Raw genomic sequence first — 25,193 nt, 5'->3', positions numbered from 1 at the left:
GCAGGGATGGCTGATCTAGGCTTCCCGGCGGCTTTTGCCAAGCCGCGCGTCGAGCGCCTCGGCCACGACGGCCTCGAATTCGGCGGCGGAGCCTAGCCCCGACAGCGCCTCGGCGGGGATCGCGAGGCCCCAGCGCTCGGCCATCTTGGCATAGCGCGGCTGCCGATGCGCCAGCGCCTTGGCATAGGTCCATCGAATGAAGGCATCGGGATCGACCCGCGTCTCGGCCAGACCGGTTTCGGCCAGATAGTCGCCCCAGGCCTTGAGCAGGAAGGCCGGGCTGTAGGCCATCGGCTTGGGCGCGCGGTCAAAGCGGCGGACCAGCTCGGCGGTATGCGCGTCGGAACCTTCGATCCAGATCATCAGCATCTGTTCGGACAAAAGCGTCATCAGCGGGTCATGCGGATCGTCCACATTGACCCATTCGCAGATCGAGCCGCCGGTGTCGCAGACGAAATGCGGATAGCCATAGAGCGCCTCGCCGCGCTCGACGAACCACGGCGTATCCTCGAGCGCCGCGATCTCGGCGCGGCGGAACTGCTCCTGCCGCTGGCGGTAGGTCTCGATCGGCAGGCCGCCCTTGTCCGGATCGCCCGGCTTGCCGAGATAGGCCGAAACCGGGGCGAGATTGTCGAAGGTGAGGTTGGAGCCGATGTAGATGCTGTCCGAGAGCAGAAGTTCGCGCAGGAACGGCACCTTCATCGCCTCGCGCTTGGCGTTGTCGGCGATGAGTTCGCCCATGTGACGCGTGCCGATGCGGTAGTCGATGGAGTAGTGGAACCAGTCGCCCGAACGGCGCAGCAGGTTCGACACATGCGTCTTGCCAAGGCCCGACATGCCGAAGAACAGAACGCGTTTGCGCGGGGCGGACAGCCAGTCCGAGGCGGAGGAATGGATCATGCGCGCATCGCTAAAGAAGCCGCGCGACCCGGTCCAGTCAGAACTTGGGCGCAGGCGCCGCACCACGGGCGCGCGGACGCTTGAAAAGCCGCCCGTCGAGCACCGCAAGACCGCAGGCCAGCAGCGCGAACCCCGTGTAGGCGCGGGGGGGCAGCGTCTCGCCCAGAACCAGGACGCCAAGAAGGATCGCCACGGGTGCCACCATAAGCGTCACCAAAAGCACGTTGCCGCTGCCCGCCAGCGCGATGACCCGATAGTAGAGGATATAGGCCAGCGCGGTCGAGCCGATGGACACATAGCTCAGCCCCGCGAGGGTGGCGGGGGCCAGATCGAACCGCGGCGCGCCCTCAAGACCCCAGGCCAGCGGCACCATGATCAGCGCGGCCCCGGTGGTCATCCCGGCGGCGGCGGTGAGCGGCGGCAGCCCGCCCATCTTCTTGCGCGCCCAAACGCCGGCCAGCGCATAGGAGATCGTCGCGCCGATGGCGGCCAGCTGCCCCAGCGCGCCGGGATCGAAGCCAGAGAGCGCCGCGGGCCCGATCACCCAGACCACGCCCGAAAACCCCAAGGCCACGCCCAGCGCCTTGCGCGCAGAAAGCCGCTCGTCGGCAAAGAAGATCGCGGCAAACAGCACGCCGAAGATCGCCGTGGCCGCGTTCAGAATGGCGATGAGGCCGGTGTCCACGTGCTGCTGGCCCCAAGCCAGAAGCCCGAAGGGGATTGCGTTATTGAGCGCGCCCATGACCACCAGCACCGCCCAGAGCCGCGCGCCGCGCGGCAAGGCCAGATGGCGCAGCAGCACCACGGGCCAGAGCACCACCGCCGCCCAGAAGGCGCGGTGCCCGACGATCCAGAGCGGCCCGATCTCGTCCAGCGCCACGCGCACCGCGAGGAACGAGCCACCCCAGATCAGGGCAAGCAGGCCGAGCTGCGCCCAAGCCGCGTTGGTCATGGTTTTCTGTGCCGTCATGACGGGCACTGTGCACGCGGATCAAGCAGGTGCAATCCGAAACATGCGGGTTGCATGCAAACGCATAAGGGGCCGACCCTGCGGCCAGCCCCTCCCACGTGACCCGCAGCGGGATCAGAAGCGATAGGCGACGCTCATGCCGATCGCGACGGCCGAGTTGTCGGAGAACTCTGCCCGATCGGAGATGCTGCCATCGGGGTTGCGGGTTTCCGGGTTGGCATCGCCCAGCATGGTGTAACGGATGCCGCCCGAAAGGGTCACCGTTTCCATATTGTAGCTGCCGCCCAGGCTGATCCAGCGCTTGCCGTCGGTCGGATCGAGCGGCGAGATGCGGTCGTCGCCCTCCGGCTCGAAGCCCACCGCGACCTGGGCCGCGAACATGTCCGAGAACTTGCGTCCGACGCCGACCTGCACCTGATAGTTGTCGTCGATATTGGTCAGGCTGGTCCCCGGCAACGTGTTCGCCGCGAAGAAGGCGGGCTGGACCTTGGTATCCTCGTATGCGGCGTAGCGGATGTTGGCGAAGGCCAGCGTGTCGGGCGCGATCCCTGTCTGCAAATCGAGGTTCCAGCTTTCGGGAGTCTCCACCGTGGTTGTAGTGCCAGTGGAGACGACGGTGCCGCTGATGGCCTCGGTCGTGTCGAAGTCGTGCTCGATCGCCGAATTGTAAGTCAGCGCCGCGCGCAGTGCGATCTCGGGGATCTCGTAGGCCACGCCGACGAGGTAGCCGGTGGCGTCGTTCTCCTCCAGCGCCACCGAATATCCGCTGAGCGGGCCATAGGCCGCACCCGATAGGGTGATGTCCCCCTGGAGGGTCTGGCGCCGGACGCCGGCATGGACGCTGACGTTCTCGTTGAACTGGTAGCGGCCCACCGCAGTGATCGTGTGGCCTTCGAGCTGCGCCATCGTGCCGCCCAAGGCAATGGCGGTGGTCGGGTAATCGATGTCGGCGCCAAAGGGCTGGTCGATGATGACGGCACCGGAGAAGCCGTTGCCGAAATCCATCTTCGCGCTGGTCGATACGTTGAGGAAATCCTCGCCGACATTATCATATTCCCCGCCACCGAACACGGCGACGTCCTTGCCCGAAAGCTCCGGGAACACCTTGCCGAAGCTCAGCTCGAGGACGTTGCCTTCCTCGAAAATCGCCGTGATGTCCTGGTTCGAGCGATCGAGGCCGACGGCCCCGGCTCCGGTGGCCAGCAGCGCCGAGGCCAAGGCCAAGGCGCTGGTGGCGCCAAACTGCAGTTTCATGATGTCTCCCTGTCGCATGATGCGTCCTCAACAGGGAACAGAGCCATCGCACAGATTCGCCGCAATCTATGACGCAACGGCAGGTTGACGTGCACGTCGCAGCGTCACATCGGCGCATCATTCACGGGCGCGCTCCCGGCCACGAAAAAGGCCCCCGAAGGGGCCTTGGTCGCGGGTCATTCCCACTCGATGGTGCCCGGCGGCTTCGAGGTCACGTCATAGGTGACACGGTTGATGCCGCGCACCTCGTTGATGATCCGCGTCGCGGTCTCGCCGAGGAATTCGTGGGTAAAGGGGTAGTAGTCGGCAGTCATGCCGTCGACCGACGTTACCGCGCGCATCGCGCAGGCGTAGTCATAGGTCCGACCGTCGCCCATCACGCCCACAGTGCGCACCGGCAGCAAGGCCACGAAAGCCTGCCAGATATCGTCATAAAGGCCATGCTTGCGGATCTGGTCGATGAACACCGTGTCGGCGCGGCGCAGGATCGCCAGCTTTTCGCGGGTGATCTCGCCGGGGCAGCGGATCGCGAGGCCCGGTCCGGGGAAGGGGTGACGGCCGATGAAGCTGTCGGGCAGACCGAGTTCGCGGCCCAGAGCCCGGACCTCGTCCTTGAACAGCTCGCGCAGCGGCTCTACGAGCTTCAGCCCCATCTTTTCGGGCAGGCCACCGACGTTGTGGTGGCTCTTGATCGTGACGCTCGGCCCGCCCGAGAAGCTGACGCTCTCGATCACGTCAGGGTAGAGTGTGCCCTGGGCGAGGAAGGTGGCGCCGCCGACCTCCTTGGCGTGCTTCTGGAACACGTCGATGAAGAGCTTGCCGATGGTCTTGCGCTTGACCTCGGGGTCGGAAACCCCCTCGAGCGCGTCGAGGAACAGGTCGTCCTCCTGCGCGTGGATGAGCGGCATGTTGTAATGATCGCGGAACATCGTCACGACCTGCTCGGCCTCGCCCTCGCGCAGCAGACCGTGATCGACGAAGACGCAGGTGAGCTGGTCGCCGATCGCCTCGTGGATCAGCACGGCCGCGACCGAGCTGTCGACGCCGCCAGAGAGGCCGCAGATCACTTTGGCATCGCCGACCTGCTCGCGGATCAGGCGGATCGCCTCCTCGCGGTAGGCGCCCATGGTCCAGTCGCCGGTAAAGCCCGCGATGTGCAGGAAATTCTCGAGGAAGGTCTTGCCATGCGGGGTGTGATGCACCTCGGGATGAAACTGCACCGCATAGAAGCGACGGTCGAGATCGGCGGTGATCGCGAAAGGCGCGCCCGGCGAGGTGCCGCAGACCTCGAAGCCCGGCGCCAGCTTGCTGACGTGATCGCCATGGCTCATCCAGACCTGCTCGCGGCCCTCGATGAACCAGCCGCGCAGCAGATCGGTAGCCTCGCCCTCGGGCTCGACATAGGCGCGGCCGAACTCGGCGGTGCCGTCGCCACGCAGCACTTCGCCGCCCAGCATCTGCATCATCACCTGTTGGCCGTAGCAGATGCCCAAGACCGGCACCTCCAGCTCGAACACCCGCATCGGCGGCCGCGGGCTGCCCTCGTCGGGGACGCTGGCCGGGCCGCCCGACAGGATCACCGCCTGCGGCTCGAAGGCGTCGAGGAAGGCCTCGTCCACCGCGTTGAAGGGATGGATCTCGCAGTAGACGTTCAACTCGCGCAAGCGACGCGCGATGAGCTGCGTCACCTGTGAGCCGAAATCCACGATGAGAAGGCGCTGGTGCTGTTGGCTATGCTCGGTCATGGCCTGCGAATAGGCCCGCCCGGCCATTCGCGCAAGAGTGGCGGGGCCGAAAAATCGCACCGCTTCGGGCCACATGTCGCTTTCGCGCCTGAGGCGGCGCAATCCGGCCAAGGGCGGGCGGCGCGCGCGGCTATCACGGGGCAAAGACGCATCACGGGAGCGGGCGATGACGGAAGCGGCACAGATGGCCGGAGAGCGGGCAGCACGGCGCGGACGGTCCGGCGGGGGTGCGGCGCGACGCGCCGAGCGCACAGCGGTCAGCGTCGAGACCGCGCGTTTCATCGAGCGCAACATCCCGAACTTCGAGGTGCTCGACGCCCATGCCATCGAGGTGATCGAGACCAACGCCGAGACTGTGCTCGAAGAGATCGGTGTGGTGTTCTCGGACAACCCCGGCGCGCTGGAGCTGTGGCGGCAGGCGGGGGCCAATATCGACGGCGAGCGGGTGCGCATCCCGCGCGGGCTGGCGCGCAAGCTTTGCGCCACCGCGCCCGCGAGCTTCACCCAACACGCCCGCAACCCCGAGCGCAACGTCGAGATCGGCGGCCGCAACCTCGTGCTGGCCCCGGTCTATGGCCCGCCCTTCGTGCGCGACGCCGATGGCGGTCGCCGCTATGCCACGATTCAGGATTTCCGCAACTTCGTGAAGCTCGGCTACATGTCGAAATGGCTGCACCACTCGGGCGGCACGGTGTGCGAGCCGACGGATGTGGCCGTGAACAAGCGTCACCTCGACATGCTGCACGCGCATATGGTCTATTCCGACAAGCCCTTCATGGGCTCGGTGACGGCGCCCGAGCGGGCGCAGGACAGCGTCGAGATGTGCGAGATCCTGTTCGGAAAGGAGTTCGTCGCCGAGAACACGGTGATGACCTCTCTCATCAACATCAACTCGCCGCTGACCTTCGACGGCATCATGATGGGCGCGCTCGAGGTCTATGCGAAGGCCAATCAGGCCTGCATCATCTCGCCCTTCATCGTGGGCGGCGCGATGGCACCGGTTTCGGTCGCGGGCACGCTGACCCAAGTGCTGGCCGAGGCGCTGGCGGGCGTCGCCTACAGCCAGCTCGTGCGCCCCGGCGCGCCGGTGATCGTCGGCGCCTTCGTCACCTCGATCGACATGAACTCTGGCGCTCCTACCTTCGGCACGCCAGAGGCCTCGCTCATCACCTATGGCATGGGGCAACTGGCGCGGCGCATGGGGTTGCCCTACCGCTCGGCGGGCGGGTTCTGCGGCTCCAAGCTGCCCGACGCGCAGGCCGGTTATGAGAGCGCCAACAGCCTAAACATGGGGCTTCTCTCGGGGGTCAACTTCATGCTGCACGCCTGTGGCTGGCTCGAAGGCGGGCTCGTCGCCTCCTACGAGAAATTCGTGATGGACGCGGATCAGCTCGGCGCGCTGCACCAACTGGCCCGCGGCGTCGACGCCTCCGAAGAGATGCAGGCGATGGACGCGATCCGCGAGGTGGGTCCCGGCGGGCATTACCTTGGCTGCGCGCACACGCAGGCCAACTTCAAGACCGCCTTCTGGCGCAGCGACCTGCTCGACTACAAACCGTTCGAGACTTGGGACGAGGAGGGCGCGCGCGACACGCAGGCGCTCGCTTCGGCGCGGGTGGCCAAGCAGCTCGACACCTATCGCCAACCGCCGCTCGATCCCGAGATCGCGCAGCGGCTGACCGAATATGTCGAAACCAGAAAGGCCTCGATGCCCGACAGCTTCAGCTGAGAGCGGCGGCGCGGATCAGTCGCGCCTCGCCCATCAGCGCCACGATCAGCTCCACATGACGGGCCGGGCGGTAATCGCCTGACCCCGAGCGCCGCCGTGCTTCGAGATCGGCCTCGCGGTCGAGCAGCGCCATCACGGCGCGCGCCGGGCCGACCGGGCAGGCCCCGATCAGTCGCGGCAACAGGGCCGCGCGATCATAGGCGTCCACGCCGTGGCGCGCGGCGTCGACGAGCAGCGGCGGTCGTTTCAGCACGGTGATCCTGCTCAACGGGTCCTGCATATCCTGTCCTCCCTCAAGGTCATGCTGCATTCCCCGAGAGTGTCTCACGCCTGTCGTTGCGTTGCGTCACACCGCCTTACAACGCGCGGTTGCTTCAAGCTTGTTTGGGATTTTTCAATCAAGATGAACGGGTTCGGAACGAATTAATGTTTCGCTAACCGGGGCAACTGAGAGTTGAGATCGTGAAGCTTGGGGATGTCAGGGAATGCCAGGCGCGGCCATCGTATCCGGCCGTGGGGATAAGAACGCGGAGCCGAGAAGGCGGACCGAAGTGCCTTCCCGGTTGGGTGCCGCCGGCGGTGCGGCACTACCTCGAACATGTCGAAGGCGGCGCGCCGATCCGAGTTCTGGCCCGCCGGTCGGAGGTGCATGCCTCGACCGTTCTGCGACAGGTGCGCCAGCTCGAAAGCCGACGCGACGACCCGCTGGTCGACGCCGCCCTGCAACGGCTGTCGCGGGGCTTTCGGTCCGAGATCGGCCCCGATGCGCCCGCCATCCCCCCCGAGGAGAAGACCATGACCCATCATGACCCGAAGGGCCCGCGGCCCGAACCCCTTGAGGACGAGAGTGCTGCCGAGGCGCTGCGCGTGCTGCGCCGGATGGCCGAACCGGGGGCGGTGCTGGCGGTGGCGCCCGGCATGCCGGTCGCGGCGGTGATGCGCGAAGGTGCGGACGGCACGACGCAGCGTCTGGCCCGGCTCGAGCGGTCGGTGGCCGAAACGCTGGCGCTGCGTGGCTGGATCGCGGCGCAGGAGGGCCCCGGCAAGGTGGCGCGCTACCGCATCACCGCCACGGGCCGCGCCGAGCTGAAGGGGGCCGCGCCGAAGGCGCCGGGCTTTGCCGAGGCGGGGGCGTCCTTCGACGGGGCGCCGGGTGGAGCGCGCGCGGTGCCGGTCGAAGGTCCGTTGACGCTTTTGGCGCGCCGCCGCGACCGCGACGGGCAGCCGTTTCTGGGCCGCGATCTCGTCGCGGCGGGAGAGCGTCTGCGCGAGGATTTCGAACTGGCGCAGATCGGCCCGCGTGTGACGCAGGACTGGTCGCGTTTTCTCACCTCGGGCTGCGAGGCGACCTCCGGGCCGGGACAGACGCCGTCGGGTTCGCGCGAAAGGCTGGCGGCGGCGCTGGCCGATCTTGGGCCGGGTCTGGGCGACGTGGCGCTGCGTTGCTGCTGCTATCTCGAGGGCATGGAGAGCCTCGAGCGGCGCATGGGCTGGTCGGCCCGCTCGGGCAAGATCGTGCTGCGCATCGCGCTGCAGCGACTGCGTCGCCACTACGACGCCACGGGGGGGGGCGATATGATCGGCTAGTCCGCGGCGAACCCGCAGCGGCGTGTCAGCTCCTCGTCCCAGGCGGCGATCGCCGGGAGGTCGCGCGCGTGGCGGGCCACCGGTGTCTGCATCGACCAGCGCCGCATCGGCGCCAGCATCCCATAAAGAGTGGCATCGGCGATGCCGGGCGCCGGTCCTTCGATGAAATCGTGCACGCCGAGCCACAGGTCGAGCGCGTCGAGTAGATCGCGGCCGCGCGCCGCGATCCCTTCGGGCCCCAGCCGGGTCATGCCGCGCGCATGGAGCTGCCTGCCCAGCGAGCGGCGAAAGGCAGCATGGGCCAGCGCCGCGATCGGTGCCGGCATGTCGGCGCGCAAGAAATCGCGGAACCAGGCCGACCCCTCCGGCAGCATGATCAGCTCGTGCTCGTAGATCTGGTGCAGCCCCTCTTCGGCAGCCATCTTCCAAGCGCGGCCCGCCGCCGCCGGAGCGGTGTCGATGGCGGGAGGCGGTACATTGTGGCGTGCGGCGAGGCGCGCGATGATCACGTCGCTGTCGGCCACAGTCTCGCCGTCGATCTCAGCCCAGGGGCTCTTCTTCAGCGGGCCCTTGCCGGGGTTGTTCTCGACCTTGAACTCGAAGGGCACCCCGTTGAGCCGGCACCAGGCCAAAAGCTTCAGGGTGAAGGGCCCCGAGGTTGGCAGGCCGAAGGCCGGGGCAAAGCCGTAGATCGTTGCAGGAGTCATTTCGGGTGATTCCGATCGCTGATGACACGTGGCGAATGCTGCGCGCGCCCCGTGCAGCTGGCAATGAAATTAAAACGGCGGCGGGTTTCCCCGCCGCCGTCAGCAAGCCCATTGATGTCAGCCGTTCACTCGGCGGCGTGGCTGGTGTCGACGCCGACGTTCTCGGTCTTCTGATGCTCGAGCGCTTGGCGGATGCCGTCGCCGTAGGCCTGATCGACCTTGTCGAAATGCGCCAGCTGGCGATCGATGATCTCCTGCGGCACGCCGGTCATCGCGGTGGCGATGTTCGAGAACAGCCGGCTCTTCTGGCCCTCATCGAACAGGTTGAACAGCGCGCGCGGCTGGCTGTAGTGATCCGCCTCTGAACGGTAGTCATAGCGGGCCACTTCGCCTTCGTAGCGGTGCGGCGGTTCGGCCACCGACGGATCCTCGACCGGACCACCGAAGGAGTTCGGCTCGTAATAGGCATCCGGATTGGTCTTGAGGCCGAACGGCATGGTGCCATCGCGGTGGTAGTGGTTCACCGGGGATTTGGGCGTGTTGACCGGCAGGCTCTCGTAATGGGTGCCGATCCGGTAGCGATGCGCGTCCGGGTAGGAGAAGAGACGGCCCTGCAGCATCTTGTCGGGCGAGAAGCCGATGCCCGGCACCACGTTGGACGGGTTGAAGGCCGACTGCTCGATCTCGGTGAAGTAGTTCTCGGCGTTGCGGTTCAGCTCCATCTCGCCGACCTTGATCAGCGGGTAGTCGCCATGCGGCCAGACCTTTGTGAGATCGAAAGCCGACCAGCCGGTCTTCTTCTCGAACTCGATCGCGTCCATCTCGGGCATGACTTGGATGAACATGTCCCATTTCGGGAAATGTCCGCCCGCGATGGTGCCGAACAGCGCCTCCTGATAGGTCTCGCGGCTCTTGCCGATGACCTGCACCGCTTCGTCATTGGTAAAGTGCTTGTGGCCCTGCTGGGTCTTGAAGTGGAACTTCACCCAGAACCGCTCGCCCGCGTCGTTCCACAGCGAGAAGGTGTGGCTGCCGTAGCCGTTCATGTGCATCGGCGTCTGCGGCAGGCCGCGATCCGACATCAGGATCGTCACCTGATGCAGGCTCTCGGGGCAGAGCGACCAGAAGTCCCACATCGCGGTGGCCGAGCGCAGGTTGGTCTGCGGATGGCGCTTTTGCGTGTGGATGAAATCCGGAAACTTGTAAGGGTCGGCCACGAAGAACACAGGGGTATTATTGCCCACGAGGTCCCAGTTGCCTTCCTCGGTGTAGAACTTGAGAGCGAAGCCGCGCACGTCGCGCTCGGCGTCGGCGGCACCCTGTTCACCGGCCACGGTGGAAAAGCGGGCGAGCATCTCGGTCTCGCTGCCCGGCTTGAAGACGGCGGCGCGGGAGTATTTCGTGATGTCCTCGGTCACGCGCAGCGTGCCATAGGCACCCCAGCCCTTGGCGTGCACGACGCGCTCGGGGATGCGCTCGCGGTTCTGGTGCGCGAGCTTCTCAATCAGCTGGTAGTCTTCGAGGAGAACGGGGCCGCGCGGTCCGACGGTCTTAGCGTTCTGGTTGTCGGCGACGGGGGCGCCTGCGGATGTCGTCAGGCGGGGTCTGTCGGTCATGGCTGTGCTCCGGCATTGGCTTCGAAGCGGACTATGACGCGCCCGAAGGCAAAGGCAAAATCGGAATTTCTGGCCTTTGCCATAAGCTCAGGTTATCGCAATACCATGACCCCATCACTCAAACAGTTGCGCTATTTCGTGGCGCTGGCCGGGACGGGCGGTTTTGGCCGCGCCGCCGAAACGGTGTTCGTCAGCCAACCCGCGCTGAGCCAGCAGATCAAGGAGCTGGAAACGATCCTCGGGGTGGAGCTGGTGGAGCGGCTGCCGCGTGGCATCCGGCTGACCCGTGCCGGGCGCGAGGTGCTGGAGCGGTCGCGTCGCATCATGGCCGAGGTCGCGGATCTGGAGCGCGCGGCTCGGCTGTCGCGCGGCTTGACGGGGCGGCTCCGGCTCGGGGTGATCCCGACCGTGGCGCCGTATCTGCTGCCGCTGGCGCTGACCCGGCTGCGCGCGCGCGACCTGACGCTCGACATCCGCGTGCGCGAGGCGCAGACCGAGGCGCTGCTCGATGATCTCGAGGCGGGACGCGTCGACGCCGTGGTGGCGGCGCTGCCGCTGCCGGGGGCGAATCTGGTGGCCGAGCCGCTGTTCTCGGACCGCTTCGTGCTGGCGGGGACCGCCACGCGGCTCGCGCATTGGTCGGGCGGGACAGAGGCGCTGCGCCCCACGACGCTGGCCCCAGATCAACTGCTGCTGCTCGACGAGGGGCATTGCCTCGCGGATCAGGCATTGGAGGTCTGCGGATTGCGGGGACGCGGGCGCGTCGATCTCGGCGCCTCGTCGCTGGCGACGCTGTCAGGGCTGGTAGCCGAGGGCTTCGGGCTGACGCTGCTGCCCGAGATCGCGCTTCGGGCCGAGACGGCGGCGGCACCGTCGCTGGCGCTGATACGGTTCGCCGCGCCTGAACCCGCGCGCGAGCTTGCGCTGCTGCGCCGGGGCGGGGGCGACGACGCCTGGGCCGCGCCGCTGGCTGCGCTCTTGCGCGATGCGGGGGCCGAGTTGTTGAGCTCGGCCCGCGCGGTCTGTCCGTAATGCGCGTGGCGCGCGGTCAGTCCCTCAGGGATCAGGCGGCTTCTTCGCGGTTCGCCGCCTCGAGCCACTCCAGCACGGTCTCGGGCGAGGAGACGCCGTAGGGGTCTTCGGGGTGGTTGTCGCACAGACCCGGCTCTTCGAACCATGCCTCGATGCGGCCGTCGTTGATGATGGCGGCATAGCGCCACGAGCGCAGGCCGAAGCCGAGGTTGTCCTTGCGCACCAGCATCCCGGCGCGGCGGGTGAACTCGCCCGAACCGTCGGGGATCACTTCGACGTTCTCGAGGTTCTGCGCCTTCGCCCACTGGTTCATCACGAAGGCATCGTTGACCGACATGCAGTAGATCGCGTCGACGCCCTGAGCGCGGAACGCGTCGATGTTCTTCTCGAAGCCGGGCAGCTGGTAGGTCGAGCAGGTGGGCGTGAACGCGCCGGGCAGCGAGAACAGCACCACGCGCTTGCCCGCGAAATACGAGGCGGTGTCGCGCTCTTCCCAACGGAAGGGGTTGGGGCCGTCGAGGCTTTCGTCGCGCACTCGGGTGCGGAAGGTCACGTCGGGGATACGGGCGCCGGGCTGCATGTACATGCTCCTGTCTGTCTTCGGATCAACGGGTTCGGGGCTGGACCTAAGAGATCGGGTAGCGCTTCGCAATGCTGCGTTGCGGCAAATCGGGCGAGGGGGCCGAACGCATGGCAGGGTTGCAGCCAGGGGGCGGCCCAGAGACCCCGGTGGCGCCCATCTGCGTTGCGCCCAAAGGTCAGGCCGCATATGTATCGACAAGGCCAAGAGGAAAGGCATGACCGTGCGCGACCTGAAGATCCCCGGCGACCGTCACCCCGAAAAGGCACGCCGCGCCGACAGCGCGCCGCAGCCCAAGAAGCCGGAGTGGATCCGGGTCAAGGCCCCGACCTCGGAAGGCTACAAGCAGACCCGCGACATCATGCGCGAGCACAAGCTCGTCACCGTCTGCGAAGAGGCCGGTTGTCCCAATGTCGGTGAGTGCTGGTCGCAGGGCCACGCCACCATGATGATCATGGGCGATATCTGCACGCGCGGCTGCACCTTCTGCAACGTGGCGACGGGCCGCCCCGACGCGCTCGACGTGTTCGAGCCGGGGCGCGTCGCCGATGCGGTCAAGAAGCTCGGATTGAACCACGTGGTGATCACCTCGGTCGACCGCGACGATGTCGAGGACGGCGGGGCCGCGCATTTCGCCCAGACGATCCGCGCCGTGCGTCGCCAGTCGCCCGGCACCACGATCGAGATCCTGACCCCGGACTTTCTCAAGACCAAGCCCGGCTCGCTTGAGATCGTGGTCGAGGCGAAACCGGACGTGTTCAACCACAACCTCGAGACCGTGCCCGGTCTCTACCCCGAGGTGCGCCCCGGCGCGCGCTATTTCCACAGCCTGCGCCTGCTCCAGCGGGTGAAGGAGCTGGACCCGTCGATGTTCACCAAATCGGGCATCATGGTGGGTCTGGGCGAGGACAAGCAGGGCGTGCATCAGGTGATGGACGACATGCGAGCCGCCGACATCGATTTCCTGACCATCGGCCAATATCTGCAGCCAACGCCCAAGCACCACGCGGTGGACCGCTTCGTGACGCCCGAGGAGTTCGCGAGCTACGAGAAGGCGGCGCGCGGCAAGGGCTTCCTGATGGTGTCGGCGACGCCGCTGACGCGGTCGTCCTACCACGCGGGCGACGATTTCGCGCAGCTGCGCGCGGCGCGGCTGGCCAAGCTGGGCACCTGATCCGAAACTCCCTGCAAGCTACACCTGACCTGTCGCCGATCACTCGGCGGCAGGGGCAATCGGTGGCACCGCCTTGAGATAGGCGGCGATGGCTGCGCGGTCTTCCTCCGGCAGCTTGGCCAATTCGGACACGACGATGGCCATCTCGCCGCCCGCCGTGTCGAATTCGGGCGTGAAACCGGTGCCGAGGTAATAGGCGATCTCGCTTTCGGACCAGTCGAGCCCACCGGGGGTGATGTTGGGAATGCGCCCGTCGCCAGAAGGGTTGGGCGCTCCGCCAAGCCATTGGTCGTGATCGAGCCCGCCAAGCGGTCCGCGCGGCGTGTGACACTCCCCGCAATGGCCCAAGGCTTCGGCGAGATAGCGGCCACGGGCAGCGTCGTCAGGCAGATCGCCTGCAACGGTCCAACCCTCGTCGACGTAAAGCCGCTTCCACAGCCCGACGCCGCGCCGGATGGAAAACGGGAACGACACCTCGTGCGGCAGGCTTTCAACGCCGGAGCGCGGCAAGCCACGCAGATAGGCCACGAGGTCGCGGATATCGCGCGGGTCGGCCTTGTCATAGGCAGCATAAGGCAGGGCGGGATAATAATGCGCGCCGGACGGCGAGACGCCCCGCATCACCGCATCCATGATCTCGGCATCCGACCAATCACCCACGCCCTGCGGCGAGGGCGAGATGTTGGGCGCGTGAAAGGTGCCGAAGGGCGAAACGAAGGCCCGCCCGCCCGAGAGCACCGGCGCATCGCCTGCCTCCGTATCAGGCGCTATATGGCACGAGGCGCAGCCTGCGGCCGCAAAGACCAGCGCGCCCTTTTCCGGATCACCTGGCGGCCCATCGATTGCCGAGGCGGGCAGGGGCTGCGGCGCGGTCAGCACCCAGCCCGCGCCGCCCGCCAGCAGAACGACCGCCGTGACCGCGCCGAACGCCCGTCGGATCATTCCTCGGGTTTGCGGTAGGCCTTGTGGCAATCACCGCAAGCGCCGCCCAGGCCGCCCATCGCCCCCTGAAGCGCCGCGAGATCGGTGCCGGCGGCATCGCGCATCGCCGAAGTCGCCTGAATGAGCGCCTCGGTGTTGGCGTCGAAGTCCTCCCGCTTTTCCCAGATCGCGGGCAGGGCGCGGCTGTCGGCGATCTCGTCGCTCGACGAGCCTTCGACCCAGTAGTTGCCGTGCGCGCCGGAGGCGAGCCCGGCCAGCGTCGTGGCCGAAGCCGCAGCTACCTCGGCGTCATACTCCGCCTCGCCCTTGGCCATTTTGCCCAGCACGCCCAGATGCGCGCCCATCAGCTTCATGTGGCTTTCGCGCAGCTTGTATGCCGTCTCGGCGTCGAAGGCCTGCGCAGAGGCGAGCCCCGCCGCCGCCGTGAGGCCGGAGGCGAGGAGGAGGATACGAATCGAACGGATCATGATGGCACTTCCTGCTGTGGGTCACCTTCCCCCTACCGTAACGTCGGTAAAATCCCGGTCCAGTAGAAAGACGGTGAATCCCTCATGGTTCAGCGCAGAAGCCCGCCGCGTCCCGCAGGCGTCACGGTGAGCGCGTCGGGCCATCCCCAGAACCGCTCCGCCCCGACGAGGAGGAGGCACAGCACGATCACCCCGGCGATCAGCGCCATGCGCCCCGGCGAGGGCGGGTGGCGCATCCAATAGGTGAGGCGCAGCAGCCAGTGGATGTTCATGCCGCACTTTCCCTGTCGGTCTCATGCCCCAGATCGGTGCGGTGACCGCGTGTCGCAAGGCCGGCGGGGTTGATCTCGGCCCGCGTGGGGGTGAGATGGAGCGAGACACGAAGGATACACCGATGCCGACACATGCCGAGACCCGCACGCTGCCCTATAGCGCCCAGCAGATGTACGACCTCGTGGCGGATGTCGGCAATTACCCCAAGTTCCTGCCCTGGACCGCGGCGGCGCGGGTGCGGTCGGTCACGCCCGAGGGCGATCACGAGGTGATGCTCGCGGATCTGGTGATCTCGTTCAAGGTGTTCCGCGAGCGCTTTGCCAGCCGCGTCGTGCTGTGGCCCGAAAAGAAGCGGATCGAGACCGAATACATCGACGGGCCGTTCCACCACCTGCATTCGAACTGGACCTTCCGCGATGTCGAAGGCGGCTCGGAGGTGCATTTCGACGTCGATTTCGAGTTTCGCAACAGGCTCTTGCAGGGCGCGGCGGGTCTGTTCTTCAACGAGGCGATGCAACGCGTGGTGCGCGCCTTCGAGCGGCGCGCGCAGGAGCTTTACGGGCGCGGCTGAGCTTCGATCGCGGCGATGACCAGCGCCGTAGCCCGGTCGCGCGACAGCGCGCGCACCGTGTCGCGGCCCCGCGCACCGAATTCCACCGTCTCGGTCGTAACGCCCTGCGCAGTGGCGACGCCGAAGCACACGCGCCCCTCGGGCTTGTGCTCCGAGCCGCCGGGGCCCGCGATGCCGGTGATCGACACGGCGATGTCTGCGCCCGAGCGGCCGCGCGCGCCTCGGGCCATCTCGGCCGCGACCTCCTCGCTCACTGCGCCATGCATGTCGAGGCTCTCGGCGCTGACACCCAGCAGATCGCGCTTGGAGGCGTTGGAATAGGTGACGACGCCCCAGTCGAAGACATTGGACGCACCCGGCGTCTCGGTGATCGACGCGGCCAGCAGCCCGCCAGTGCAGCTTTCGGCAGTGGCAACGCGCAGCCCCGCCGCGCGCGCCATGTTCACCAATCTCGCCGTGTCGCCCATGTTCAGCCTCCGAAGATCAGCACGCCATGCGCCAATGCCGCCAGAACGACCACGCCGATGGCGGCGAAGATCCCGGCCACCACGTCATCCATCATCAGCCCGGTCACGTCGCCGCGCCGGTCCATGCGGCCGACGAGGCCCGGCTTCCAGATGTCGAACAGCCGAAACAGCGCGAAGGCCGCGATCCAGCCGGGCCAGAGGTCGAGCACCGGCGCGCCGACATGCGCCGCGCCGTAAAGCACCGGAAACAAGGCGATCCACTGTCCCGCCACCTCGTCAATCACGACGTGCGAAGGATCATGGTCGCCCGAACGCGCGGCTTCGGCCCGGGCCGCAGGAAACCCCGCGATCAGCACCACGGCGATCGCCGCCAGCATCAGCCACGGCCCACCGAGCCAGTAGATCGGCCATGCAGCAACAAGGGCCGCGAGCGAACCCCATGTTCCGGGGGCCGGGCGGATCAGGCCCGAGTAAAAGAAGGTGGCGATGAGGCGGCTCATGCCTTCACCAGCGTCGCGGTGGCCATGGCAGCGATGCCTTCCTCGCGCCCGGCAAAGCCCAGACGCTCGGAGGTGGTCGCCTTGACGCTGACCCGGCCGATCTCGATCTTCATGATCCGCGCCAGCTCGCCGCGCATCGCCTCGGCCAGCGGCCCGATCTTGGGGCGCTCGCAGATCAGCGTGACGTCGCAATGGGTGATCGCGAAGCCTTCGACCCGCGCCAGATCGGCGGCGTGCGAGAGAAACACCTCCGAGCGCGCGCCCTTCCATTGCGGATCGGAGGGCGGGAAGTGCTGGCCGATGTCGCCATGCGCCATGGCGCCATAGATCGCATCGGTCAGCGCGTGCATGCCGACGTCGGCGTCGGAATGGCCCTTGAGGCCCCGCTCATGCGCGATCTCGACGCCGCAGAGCCAGAGGCTCTCGCCCGGCTCGAAGGCGTGCACATCAAAGCCGTTGCCCGTTCTCACATCCATGTCGCACCCCAATATCCTCTCGGCGCGGGCAAAATCCTGCGCGCCGGTGATCTTCAGATTGTCCTCGTGGCCCGGCACGACCGTGACCGCAAGCCCCGCCGCGCGCGCCACGGCCACGTCGTCGGCGGCAGGCGGGCCGTCGTGCGCGCGGTGCGCCGCAAGGATCGCGTCAAAGCGAAACCCCTGCGGCGTCTGCGCCCGCACCAGCCCCTCGCGCGATGGCGCGGCGGCGACCATGCCGTCCTCGATCCGCCACAACGCGTCGGTGACCACCAACCCGGGGGCCGCCGCCGGGCCATGGTCGAGCGCCGCGATCACCGTCTCGATCGTTTCGCGCGGCACGAGCGGGCGTGCCGCATCGTGGATCAGCACCCGTTCGGGCGCGAGCGGCACCAGCGCCTCGAGCCCGGCGCGTACGGAAAGCGCCCTCTCGGCACCGCCCGCCACGACGAGATCGACCCGCTGTTCGATCTCGGGGTGGCGACCGATCTCCTCGGCCCGCAGCACGAGACACACCGGCCCCAAGCCCGCGAAGGCCTCTATGCTGCGCGCCAGAACGGTCCGGCCGCCAAGGTCGCGCCATTGTTTGGCCAGACCGCCGCCCGCGCGCAGACCGCGCCCCGCCGCGACGATCACTGTGGCCGTGCCGGTCATGGTAGAGTGCGAGGGGGCGGGCTTCGGGGACGGGCTGGGTGTCACGCTGTCTCCTTCACGCGGCGGTCGCGCTTGTGTAGGGGCTGGCATGGGGCGGCGCAATTCCATCCTTTCCGACAGGAAGTCGCACAATTATTAGGCAAATGCGATATGCTGCAGCACATGCACACGCAATGCGATTGTGACGCACCGGCCCTCCCCATAGATCGATCCCATACGCACAGGTTTTAGGCAGATGACACGCGCCCCGCTTTCCCCCATCGATCTTGGCTCCGGCGTTGTTTTCGACGCGCCGGTGGCGTTGGCGCCGCTGGCGGGGATCACCGATCTGCCGTTCCGCCGTCTCGTCGCCTCGTTCGGCGCGGGCTGGGTGGTCTCCGAAATGGTCGCGAGCCAGGAAATGGTGCAGGCCAAGCCGGGCGTGCGCGAGCGCGCCGAATTGGGCTTTGACCGCTCGGACACGGGCGTGCAGCTCGCCGGGCGCGATCCGTACTGGATCGCCGAGGCCGCGCGCATGGTCGAGGCCAATGGCGCACGATTCATCGACATCAACATGGGTTGTCCGGCCAAGAAGGTGACCGGCGGGCTGTCGGGCTCGGCGCTGATGAAGACGCCTGACCACGCGCTGCGGCTGATCGAGGCGGTGGTGGGCGCGGTCTCGGTGCCGGTGACGCTCAAGACCCGGCTCGGCTGGGACGACGAATTGCTCAACGCGCCGCAGATCGCCCGGCGAGCCGAGGCCGCGGGCGTGCGCATGGTGGTGATCCACGGGCGCACGCGCTGCCAGTTCTACAAGGGCGCCGCCGACTGGGCCGCGATCCGCCGCATCCGCGAGGCCGTCTCGATTCCGGTCATCGCGAATGGCGACATCACCGACGCGACCACGGCGCGCGAGGCGCTGGCGCGCTCTGGTGCGGCAGGCGTCATGGTGGGGCGCGGCGCGCAGGGACGGCCCTGGCAATTGGCGCGGATCATCGCGACCCTCACCGGCAGGCAGGCCCCCGACATCCCACAGGATCAGGCATTTATCGACATGGTTTCAGGACATTATGAGGCGATGCTCGAGTTCTATGGCGCGGCCTTGGGTGGGCGCGTCGCGCGCAAGCATCTGGGCTGGTACATGGACGAGGCGGGCACGCCCGAGGCGCTGCGCCGCGAGGTTCTGACCGCGATGCCAGAACGGGTGCCATCGCTGTTGCCGCTGGCGCTGCAGGGCGAAAGGCGCGCGGCATGATCGTCGACACCGCCCTGTGGAACTCGCTTCCGGTGCCCGCGCTGCTGCTGGGGTCCGACGACCGGATCTCGGACGCCAACTCGGCGGCGGAGCTGTTTCTCAACATCTCGCAGCGCAGCCTGCGCGGCGCGCCGCTATGGGACAAGGTCACGATCGACGCGCCGCTCGAGGAGGCCTTCGTGAAGGCCCGCGAACAGCGCAGCTCGCTCTTCGTCAACGATGTCGACGTCGGCTCGGGCGAGCGCCCGCCGATGCAATGCTCGATCCTGTTCTCGCCACTGATGGGCAGCGACGGGCAGATGCTGATGATGATCTCGCCGCGCGAGATGGCGCACCGCCTGACCCAGCACCAAGCCACGGGCAAGGCGGCGAAATCGGCGATCGGCATGGCCGAAATGTTGGCCCACGAAATTAAGAACCCGCTCGCGGGGATCACCGGTGCTGCGCAGCTTTTGTCGATGGGGTTGTCGGCCGAGGATCGCGAGCTGACCGACCTCATCGTCGAGGAAAGCCGCCGTATCGTGAAGCTGCTCGAACAGGTCGAGCAGTTCGGAAACCTGCGCCCGCCCGCGCGCCGTCCCGTCAACGTGCACGACGTGCTCGACCGGGCGCGCCAATCGGCGGCGGTGGGCTTTGGCGCGCATATGTCCTTTGTCGAGGACTATGACCCCTCGTTGCCGCGCGCCCTGATCGATGCCGATCAACTGCTGCAGGTCGTTCTCAACCTGGTGAAGAACGCCTGCGAAGCCGGGCGGCCCGGCGGCTGCGTCCGCCTGCGAAGCTTTTACGAGCCGTCGCTGCGCGTGCGTCAGCCCGACGGCACCCAGGCGCGGCTGCCCTTGCAGCTCGAAATCCATGACGACGGCCCCGGCCTGCCGCCCGATATCGCGGGAGACGTGTTCGAACCCTTTGTGTCGGGCCGCGAAAACGGCACCGGGCTCGGGCTCGCGCTCGTCTCGAAGCTCGTCACCGAAAACGGCGGTTGGATCTCTGTGGATTCGGCGCCCGGGCACACCGTGTTCCGGATCTCCCTGCCGCGCGCCCCCGAAGCCCCCCCCAGCGGAGAAAACTGATGGACGGAACGATCCTGGTCGCCGATGACGACCGCACCATCCGCACCGTGTTGACCCAAGCGCTCACGCGCGCGGGCTGCAAGGTCCATGCCACTTCCTCGTTGGTCACGCTGATGCGCTGGGTCGAGGAGGGCAAGGGCGACCTCGTGATCTCCGACGTGGTCATGCCGGACGGCAACGGCATCGAACAACTTCCCAAGATTTCCGAAGCGCGGCCGGGCCTGCCGGTGATCGTGATCTCGGCGCAGAACACGATCATGACGGCGATTCAGGCCGCCGAAGCAGAGGCCTATGACTACCTCCCCAAGCCCTTCGACCTGCCCGACCTGATGAAGCGCGCCTCTCGCGCGCTCGAGGCCAAGCGCCGCGCGCCCGCGGCCCGCACGCCGGGCGCGGCCCCCGATGCCGCGGCGGGCGGTGATCTGCCGCTGGTGGGTCGCACGCAGGCGATGCAGGCGCTGTACCGACTGGTGGCGCGGGTGATGAACACCGCGCTGCCGGTGCTCGTCACCGGCGAAAGCGGCACCGGAAAGTCGCTCATTGCCCGGGCCATTCATGATTTCTCCGACCGTCGGTCGCTGCCCTTCGTCACCGTCTCGCCGTCGGATCTCTCCGGGATGGACGGGCCGGGCGCGGTGCTGAGCCGCGCGCGGGGCGGGTCGATCCTGTTCGACGAGGTCGGCGATCTCGATGCCGAGGCGCAGGTGCGCATCGTGCGCATGCTCGACGCGATGGGCGACCACGCACCGCGCATCATGGCCACCTCGCAGGGCGAACTGGCGCGGCGCATCGAGGAGGGGAGCTTTCGCGAGGATCTCTATTACCGCCTCGCCGGCGTGACCATCACCGTGCCGTCGCTGCGCGAGAGGGTCGACGACATCCCGCTGCTGGCCGAGCATTTCCTGCTCAAGGCCGAGCGCGACGGGCTGGGCCCGCGCCGGCTGTCGCCGCAGGCGACCGAGATGATCCGCGCCTATTCCTGGCCCGGCAACGTGCGACAGCTCGAGAACGCGATGCGGCGACTCGTCGTCACTTCGACCGAAGAGGAAATCGCGCGCGCGGATGTCGATCTGGTACTCGGCGGACAGCCCGCCGCCGAACCGCTGCGCGGTGGCGGCGAAGGCGAAAAGCTCTCGGCGAGCGTAGAGCGGCATCTGAAACGATATTTCGACCTGCATGGCGGGCAGTTGCCGCCCGTGGGCCTCTATCAGCGGATTCTCAAGGAAATTGAAACGCCTCTGATCGAAATCGCACTCGACGCGACGGGCGGAAATCAGGCGAAATGCGCCGATCTTCTGGGCATCAACCGAAATACCCTGCGCAAGAAGATCACGGACCTCGATATTCGCGTGACACGTCGCCGCAAATTGATGTAAAACCGCAACAGAACCGTGACCCCCCGGACGCATGGCCGGGGTGAGATCGCGGCAATGAGGCGGCGGAACTTGCGTTCCCATCAACGGGGCAGGGTGTTTGAGGCGGTTATCGACCTCCCGATTCTCGCGCGTCGCGCGCTGGCGCCGCCAGCGGCGGGTGCAGAACGCTGCGACCTTGTCGCTCGTGGTGCTTGGCCCGGCCTTGGCCGTGGCCACCTTCTGGGTCATGGGGCCGCTCGATCAGGGCGCCACGTCGCTGTTGTTGCGGCTGGTGCTGCTGGCGGACCTCGTCTACGCCCTCGTCGTCGCGGCGCTGGTCTCGTTCCGGGTGGCGCGCATGGTGTCGGCCCGGCGTGCCCGCTCGGCCGGATCGCGGTTGCACATGCGGCTCACGGGCGTCTTCGCGCTCTTGGCGCTCATCCCCACGGTGCTCGTCGCCGTGTTTTCGGTTCTTACCATCAACGTCGGCCTCGAAGGTTGGTTCTCGGAGCGGGTGCGCACCGTGCTGGGCGCATCGCTCACCGCAGCGCAGGCCTATGAGGAAGAGCACCGCCAGGATCTGTCGCGCGACGGGCTGGAGTTGGCGGCCTTTCTCAACGCCGAACGCGCCGCGCAACCCTTCTTGTCGGATGGCGAGGTGCGGCAGGCGCTTGGCCGGGTGCAGGGGCAGATCGAGCGCGGGCTGACCGAAGCCTATGTCATCGACGGGACGGGCGAGATCCGCGCCCGGGGCGCGCGCAGCTACGAGTTCGATTTCGAACGGCCCGAAGCCGCGAGCTTTCGACGCGCTGAAGCGCGCGGCATCGCCATCATCGAAGATTGGGTCAACAACGAGTTTCGGGCGTTGATCCCGCTTCAGGGCTTTTCCGACCGCTACCTCTATGTGACCCGCGAGGTCGACGGCGGCATCCTCGCCCTGCTCGACGACACGCAGCAGACGGTCGAGCTATATCAGCAGCTCGAAGCCGAACGCGGCCGGCTGCTGTTCGAGTTCGGGCTTCTGTACCTAGGTTTTGCCGTGATCCTGATCCTCGCGGCGATCTGGCTCGGTCTGTGGTTCGCCGAGCGGCTGTCCAAGCCCGTGGGCCGCCTCGTCTCGGCCTCGCAGCGCGTCGGCGCGGGCGATCTCGACGTGCGGGTGATCGAGGAAGAGGGCGACGACGAGATCGCCCAGCTCGGCACCTATTTCAACCAGATGACGACCGAGCTGAAGCTACAGCGCGACCGCCTTTTGGACAATACCCGCCAGATCGAGGCGCGGCGCCGGCTGTTCGACAGCGTGCTGGGGTCGGTCACCTCCGGCGTGATCGGTCTTGGGGCCGACGGGCAGGTGGCCTTCGCCAACCGCTCCGCGCTGCGGCTGCTGGGTCTCGGGCCGGAGTTGGACGACACGACGCTCGAGATGATGGTGCCCGAGTTCGCACCGCTGTTCGAGGCGCTGCGCGTCGAAGAGCGCGAGTCGGTGCAAGAGCAGGTTCAGCTGATCCGGGACGGGCGGCAGGAAACGCTTCTGGTGCGCATGGCGCCGCGTCGGGCCGACGATGGCGCGCTCGAAGGCTACGTGGTGGCCTTCGACGACGTGAGCGATCTCGTGTCCGCGCAGCGCATGGCGGCATGGGGCGACGTCGCGCGGCGTATCGCGCATGAGATCAAGAATCCGCTGACCCCGATCCGCCTGTCGGCGGAGCGGATCCAGCGCAAATTCGCGCGTCAGCTCGATACGGAGGACGCCGCGGCGCTCGGTCATATGACCGAGGTGATCGTGCGCCAGACCGGCGACCTGCGCCGCATCGTCGACGAGTTCTCGAAATTCGCGCGGATGCCCGAGCCCGACCGTATCCGCAACGACATCGTGACGATCCTGCGCGATGCGGTCACGCTTCAGGAGGCGGGCCAGCCCGACGTCAAGTTCGAGATCACATTGCCATCGCAGCCGGTTCTGGCCGCGCTGGACGCGACCATGATCACGCAAGCGCTAACCAACCTTATTAAGAACGCGGGAGAAGCCATTGAAAGCTTTACCGAAAAAGGTGTTGAATCCGGCTTCGCGCCGACCATCCGGATGGCGATGACCGCGGACGGCACCGAGGCCCGGATCACCATTGCCGACAATGGCATCGGCCTGCCCGAGGATCGGGCGCGGCTGTTCGAGCCTTACGTCACCACCCGCGACAAGGGCACCGGCCTCGGCCTGCCCATCGTGAAGAAGATCATCGAGGAGCATGGCGGAAGCTTGTCCCTCGTCGACGCGCCAGCCTTCGAGGAGGGTGCCCACAAGGGCGCCATGGCGGTCATCACCCTGCCGGTACTGCGCGAGGGTCATGGCGAATCGGGGGATATCGAGAAGACCGGGCAACCGGCATTGCAGGCAACAGCATGAGGTATGAGATGGGCGACATCCTGATCACCGACGACGAGCGCGACATCCGCGAACTGATCTCCGACATTCTGCGCGACGAAGGCTATTCCACCCGGCTCGCGGCCACGTCCGACGAGTGCATGGAAGCCATCGAGGACCAGCCCCCGGCGCTGATGATCCTCGACATCTGGCTGAAGGACAGCCGGATGGACGGGATCGACATCCTGAAGACCGTCAAGCGCGACCACCCCGGCATCCCGATCGTCATCATCTCGGGCCATGGCAACATCGAGATCGCGGTCGCCGCGATCAAACAGGGCGCCTACGACTTCATCGAAAAGCCCTTCAACATCGACCAGCTGCTCGTGGTCATCAAGCGCGCGATGGAGACCTCGCGGCTGCGGCGCGAGAATGTCGAACTGCGCCGTGGCGACGCGCCGCCTTCCGAGATGCTGGGCGACAGCGCCTCGTTCCGCTCGCTGCGCAGCCAGCTCGACAAGGTGACGCGCTCCAATGGTCGGGTGATGCTCACGGGTCACCCCGGATCGGGCAAGGAGATCGCCGCACGCTACATCCACGCCAACTCCAACCGCGCCGGCGCACCCTTCGTCACCGTCAATTCGGTGACGATCGAGCCCGAGCGGATGGAGGAGGTGCTGTTCGGCAAGGAAGGTCCGGAAAAGGGCATCGAGAAGGGTCTGCTCGAACAGGCCAGCGGCGGGGTGATCTATTTCGACGAGGTGGCCGACATGCCGCTCGGCACCCAGTCGAAGATGCTGCGCGTGCTGGTCGACCAGTCATTCCAGCGTGTTGGCGGCACCGAAAAGGTGCAGGTGGACCTGCGTGTCATTTCCTCGACCAACCGCGATCTGCAGGCGGCGATCCGCGCCGGCTCGTTCCGCCAGGAGCTGTACCACCGGCTCAACGTGGTGCCGATCCATGTGCCGGGGCTGGAAGAGCGACGCGAAGATATCCCACTCTTGGCCGAACACTTCATCGCTGAATTGAACAAGACCCAAGGCCTGCCACTGCGCCCCTTGGGAGAGGATGCCCGTGCCTTGCTGCAGACAATGCTGTGGCCCGGCAACATCAGACAGCTCAAGAACGTCGTGGAACGTGTTCTTATCCTTGGAGATTCCAGCGGTGAGATCAGCGCCAAGGAGCTGCCGGGTCTCGACGATCCGGGCCGCGAGGAAGGCCGTGTCGTCCTGTCTGGCGGCTTGGCCACGCTGCCGCTTCGGGAGGCGCGCGAGCTGTTCGAGCGCGAGTATCTCCTGACGCAGATCAACCGCTTTGGCGGCAACATCTCCCGTACCGCGGCCTTCGTCGGCATGGAGCGCTCGGCGCTGCACCGCAAGCTCAAGAGCCTTGGCGTCGTCACCTCCTCGAAAGCGGGCGCGCGGGTGGCCCATGTCGAGGATTGATCCGACCCCGCCAAAGGTGCGGGCGGATTGACCGCACCCTCGGGCTCTGGCACTCCGTGGCGGCATGAGCGCCGCCACGGGCG

The 25,193-nt window shown here is 67.1% G+C and carries 24 protein-coding genes; 10 read left to right on the top strand and 14 right to left on the bottom strand.

Translation table 11 applies throughout. From position 1 onward, the window contains the following. Positions 1-15 precede the first annotated feature (15 nt). The 4 genes from AADJ02_RS11930 to guaA all read right to left on the bottom strand — a co-directional run bounded on the left by AADJ02_RS11930 (position 16) and on the right by guaA (position 4,869). Entirely contained in the window at positions 16-900 is an 885-nt protein-coding gene (locus AADJ02_RS11930) for an ATPase (protein ID WP_341213234.1), read from the bottom strand. 37 nt (positions 901-937) lie between these two features. Further along, entirely contained in the window at positions 938-1,870 is a 933-nt protein-coding gene (locus AADJ02_RS11925) for a DMT family transporter (protein ID WP_341213233.1), read from the bottom strand. A 114-nt stretch (positions 1,871-1,984) separates the two neighbouring features. Next, positions 1,985-3,124 (bottom strand): outer membrane protein transport protein, encoded by a 1,140-nt coding sequence (locus AADJ02_RS11920; protein WP_341213232.1) that lies wholly within the window; start codon positions 3,122-3,124, stop codon positions 1,985-1,987. A 176-nt stretch (positions 3,125-3,300) separates the two neighbouring features. Further along, a complete protein-coding gene (guaA, locus tag AADJ02_RS11915) occupies positions 3,301-4,869 on the bottom strand; it encodes a glutamine-hydrolyzing GMP synthase (protein WP_341213231.1) in 1,569 nt (522 codons plus the stop codon). Positions 4,870-5,035: 166 nt separating this feature from the next. Between guaA and AADJ02_RS11910 the strand changes: the two genes are divergently transcribed. Beyond that, positions 5,036-6,598 carry a trimethylamine methyltransferase family protein gene (locus tag AADJ02_RS11910; RefSeq protein WP_341213230.1) on the top strand — a complete coding sequence of 521 codons (1,563 nt, stop codon included), beginning with the start codon at positions 5,036-5,038 and terminating at the stop codon, positions 6,596-6,598. On the opposite strand, the gene AADJ02_RS11905 is transcribed toward AADJ02_RS11910, so the two are convergent. Then, on the bottom strand, positions 6,591-6,866 hold the full coding sequence (locus AADJ02_RS11905; protein ID WP_341213229.1) for a DUF6477 family protein: 276 nt from the start codon (positions 6,864-6,866) through the stop codon (positions 6,591-6,593). The two genes, AADJ02_RS11910 and AADJ02_RS11905, sit on opposite strands and share 8 nt — an antisense overlap. Positions 6,867-7,177: 311 nt before the next feature. Between AADJ02_RS11905 and AADJ02_RS11900 the strand changes: the two genes are divergently transcribed. Continuing rightward, positions 7,178-8,185, top strand: coding sequence for a DUF6456 domain-containing protein (locus tag AADJ02_RS11900; protein WP_341213228.1), 1,008 nt, complete (start codon positions 7,178-7,180; stop codon positions 8,183-8,185). Here AADJ02_RS11900 and AADJ02_RS11895 read toward each other — a convergent pair. Further along, positions 8,182-8,892 (bottom strand): hypothetical protein, encoded by a 711-nt coding sequence (locus tag AADJ02_RS11895; RefSeq protein ID WP_341213227.1) that lies wholly within the window; start codon positions 8,890-8,892, stop codon positions 8,182-8,184. The two genes, AADJ02_RS11900 and AADJ02_RS11895, sit on opposite strands and share 4 nt — an antisense overlap. A 125-nt stretch (positions 8,893-9,017) precedes the next feature. Next, a complete protein-coding gene (locus AADJ02_RS11890; RefSeq protein ID WP_341213226.1) occupies positions 9,018-10,508 on the bottom strand; it encodes a catalase in 1,491 nt (496 codons plus the stop codon). Positions 10,509-10,613: 105 nt separating this feature from the next. Between AADJ02_RS11890 and AADJ02_RS11885 the strand changes: the two genes are divergently transcribed. Then, positions 10,614-11,540: a LysR substrate-binding domain-containing protein gene (locus AADJ02_RS11885; protein ID WP_341213225.1), complete on the top strand. Its 927-nt coding sequence runs from the start codon at positions 10,614-10,616 to the stop codon at positions 11,538-11,540. A 31-nt stretch (positions 11,541-11,571) separates the two neighbouring features. Here AADJ02_RS11885 and AADJ02_RS11880 read toward each other — a convergent pair whose 3' ends face one another. Then, positions 11,572-12,120, bottom strand: a complete 549-nt coding sequence (locus AADJ02_RS11880; RefSeq protein WP_341213224.1) for a peroxiredoxin — start codon at positions 12,118-12,120, stop codon at positions 11,572-11,574. A 217-nt stretch (positions 12,121-12,337) separates the two neighbouring features. On the opposite strand from AADJ02_RS11880, the gene lipA reads away from it, so the two are divergent. Beyond that, a complete protein-coding gene (lipA, locus tag AADJ02_RS11875) occupies positions 12,338-13,294 on the top strand; it encodes a lipoyl synthase (RefSeq protein WP_341213223.1) in 957 nt (318 codons plus the stop codon). Positions 13,295-13,333: 39 nt separating this feature from the next. Here lipA and AADJ02_RS11870 read toward each other — a convergent pair whose 3' ends face one another. The 3 genes from AADJ02_RS11870 to AADJ02_RS11860 form a co-directional block, all read right to left on the bottom strand. Beyond that, positions 13,334-14,236, bottom strand: a complete 903-nt coding sequence (locus AADJ02_RS11870; RefSeq protein WP_341213222.1) for a cytochrome c — start codon at positions 14,234-14,236, stop codon at positions 13,334-13,336. After that, positions 14,233-14,703 (bottom strand): cytochrome c, encoded by a 471-nt coding sequence (locus tag AADJ02_RS11865; protein WP_341213221.1) that lies wholly within the window; start codon positions 14,701-14,703, stop codon positions 14,233-14,235. The genes AADJ02_RS11870 and AADJ02_RS11865 overlap by 4 nt, the downstream gene beginning before the upstream one ends. Positions 14,704-14,792: 89 nt before the next feature. After that, the gene (locus tag AADJ02_RS11860; RefSeq protein WP_341213220.1) at positions 14,793-14,975 is read right to left on the bottom strand and encodes a hypothetical protein; all 183 of its coding nucleotides are present in this window, start codon (positions 14,973-14,975) and stop codon (positions 14,793-14,795) included. Positions 14,976-15,097: 122 nt separating this feature from the next. On the opposite strand from AADJ02_RS11860, the gene AADJ02_RS11855 reads away from it, so the two are divergent. Then, entirely contained in the window at positions 15,098-15,547 is a 450-nt protein-coding gene (locus tag AADJ02_RS11855) for a type II toxin-antitoxin system RatA family toxin (RefSeq protein WP_341213219.1), read from the top strand. Here AADJ02_RS11855 and AADJ02_RS11850 read toward each other — a convergent pair. Genes AADJ02_RS11850 through AADJ02_RS11840 form a run of 3 tightly spaced genes read right to left on the bottom strand, consistent with a single transcriptional unit; the run spans position 15,532 to position 17,644 of the window. Then, complete coding sequence (locus AADJ02_RS11850; protein ID WP_341213218.1) at positions 15,532-16,014, bottom strand: CinA family protein; 483 nt, start codon at positions 16,012-16,014, stop codon at positions 15,532-15,534. The two genes, AADJ02_RS11855 and AADJ02_RS11850, sit on opposite strands and share 16 nt — an antisense overlap. 2 nt (positions 16,015-16,016) lie before the next feature. Continuing rightward, the gene (locus AADJ02_RS11845) at positions 16,017-16,514 is read right to left on the bottom strand and encodes a phosphatidylglycerophosphatase A (protein WP_341213217.1); all 498 of its coding nucleotides are present in this window, start codon (positions 16,512-16,514) and stop codon (positions 16,017-16,019) included. After that, positions 16,511-17,644 (bottom strand): bifunctional 2-C-methyl-D-erythritol 4-phosphate cytidylyltransferase/2-C-methyl-D-erythritol 2,4-cyclodiphosphate synthase, encoded by a 1,134-nt coding sequence (locus tag AADJ02_RS11840; protein WP_341213216.1) that lies wholly within the window; start codon positions 17,642-17,644, stop codon positions 16,511-16,513. The genes AADJ02_RS11845 and AADJ02_RS11840 overlap by 4 nt, the downstream gene beginning before the upstream one ends. 235 nt (positions 17,645-17,879) lie before the next feature. Between AADJ02_RS11840 and dusB the strand changes: the two genes are divergently transcribed. The 5 genes from dusB (at position 17,880) to AADJ02_RS11815 (ending at position 25,110) form a co-directional block, all read left to right on the top strand. After that, positions 17,880-18,878 carry a tRNA dihydrouridine synthase DusB gene (gene dusB / locus AADJ02_RS11835; protein ID WP_341213215.1) on the top strand — a complete coding sequence of 333 codons (999 nt, stop codon included), beginning with the start codon at positions 17,880-17,882 and terminating at the stop codon, positions 18,876-18,878. After that, positions 18,875-19,951, top strand: a complete 1,077-nt coding sequence (locus AADJ02_RS11830) for an ATP-binding protein (protein ID WP_341213214.1) — start codon at positions 18,875-18,877, stop codon at positions 19,949-19,951. The genes dusB and AADJ02_RS11830 overlap by 4 nt, the downstream gene beginning before the upstream one ends. After that, positions 19,951-21,327 (top strand): response regulator, encoded by a 1,377-nt coding sequence (locus AADJ02_RS11825; RefSeq protein WP_341213213.1) that lies wholly within the window; start codon positions 19,951-19,953, stop codon positions 21,325-21,327. Before AADJ02_RS11830 ends, AADJ02_RS11825 begins: the two co-directional genes overlap by 1 nt. A gap of 157 nt (positions 21,328-21,484) precedes the next feature. Then, a complete protein-coding gene (locus AADJ02_RS11820) occupies positions 21,485-23,707 on the top strand; it encodes a PAS domain-containing sensor histidine kinase (RefSeq protein ID WP_341213212.1) in 2,223 nt (740 codons plus the stop codon). Positions 23,708-23,715: 8 nt separating this feature from the next. Then, a complete protein-coding gene (locus AADJ02_RS11815) occupies positions 23,716-25,110 on the top strand; it encodes a sigma-54 dependent transcriptional regulator (RefSeq protein ID WP_341213211.1) in 1,395 nt (464 codons plus the stop codon). Positions 25,111-25,193: the final 83 nt, after the last annotated feature.

The organism is uncultured Limimaricola sp. (assembly GCF_964022235.1).
Lineage (GTDB): Bacteria > Pseudomonadota > Alphaproteobacteria > Rhodobacterales > Rhodobacteraceae > Limimaricola.
Note: the sequence above shows the minus strand (reverse complement) of the source record. Positions and strands in the feature narration are given on the sequence as shown.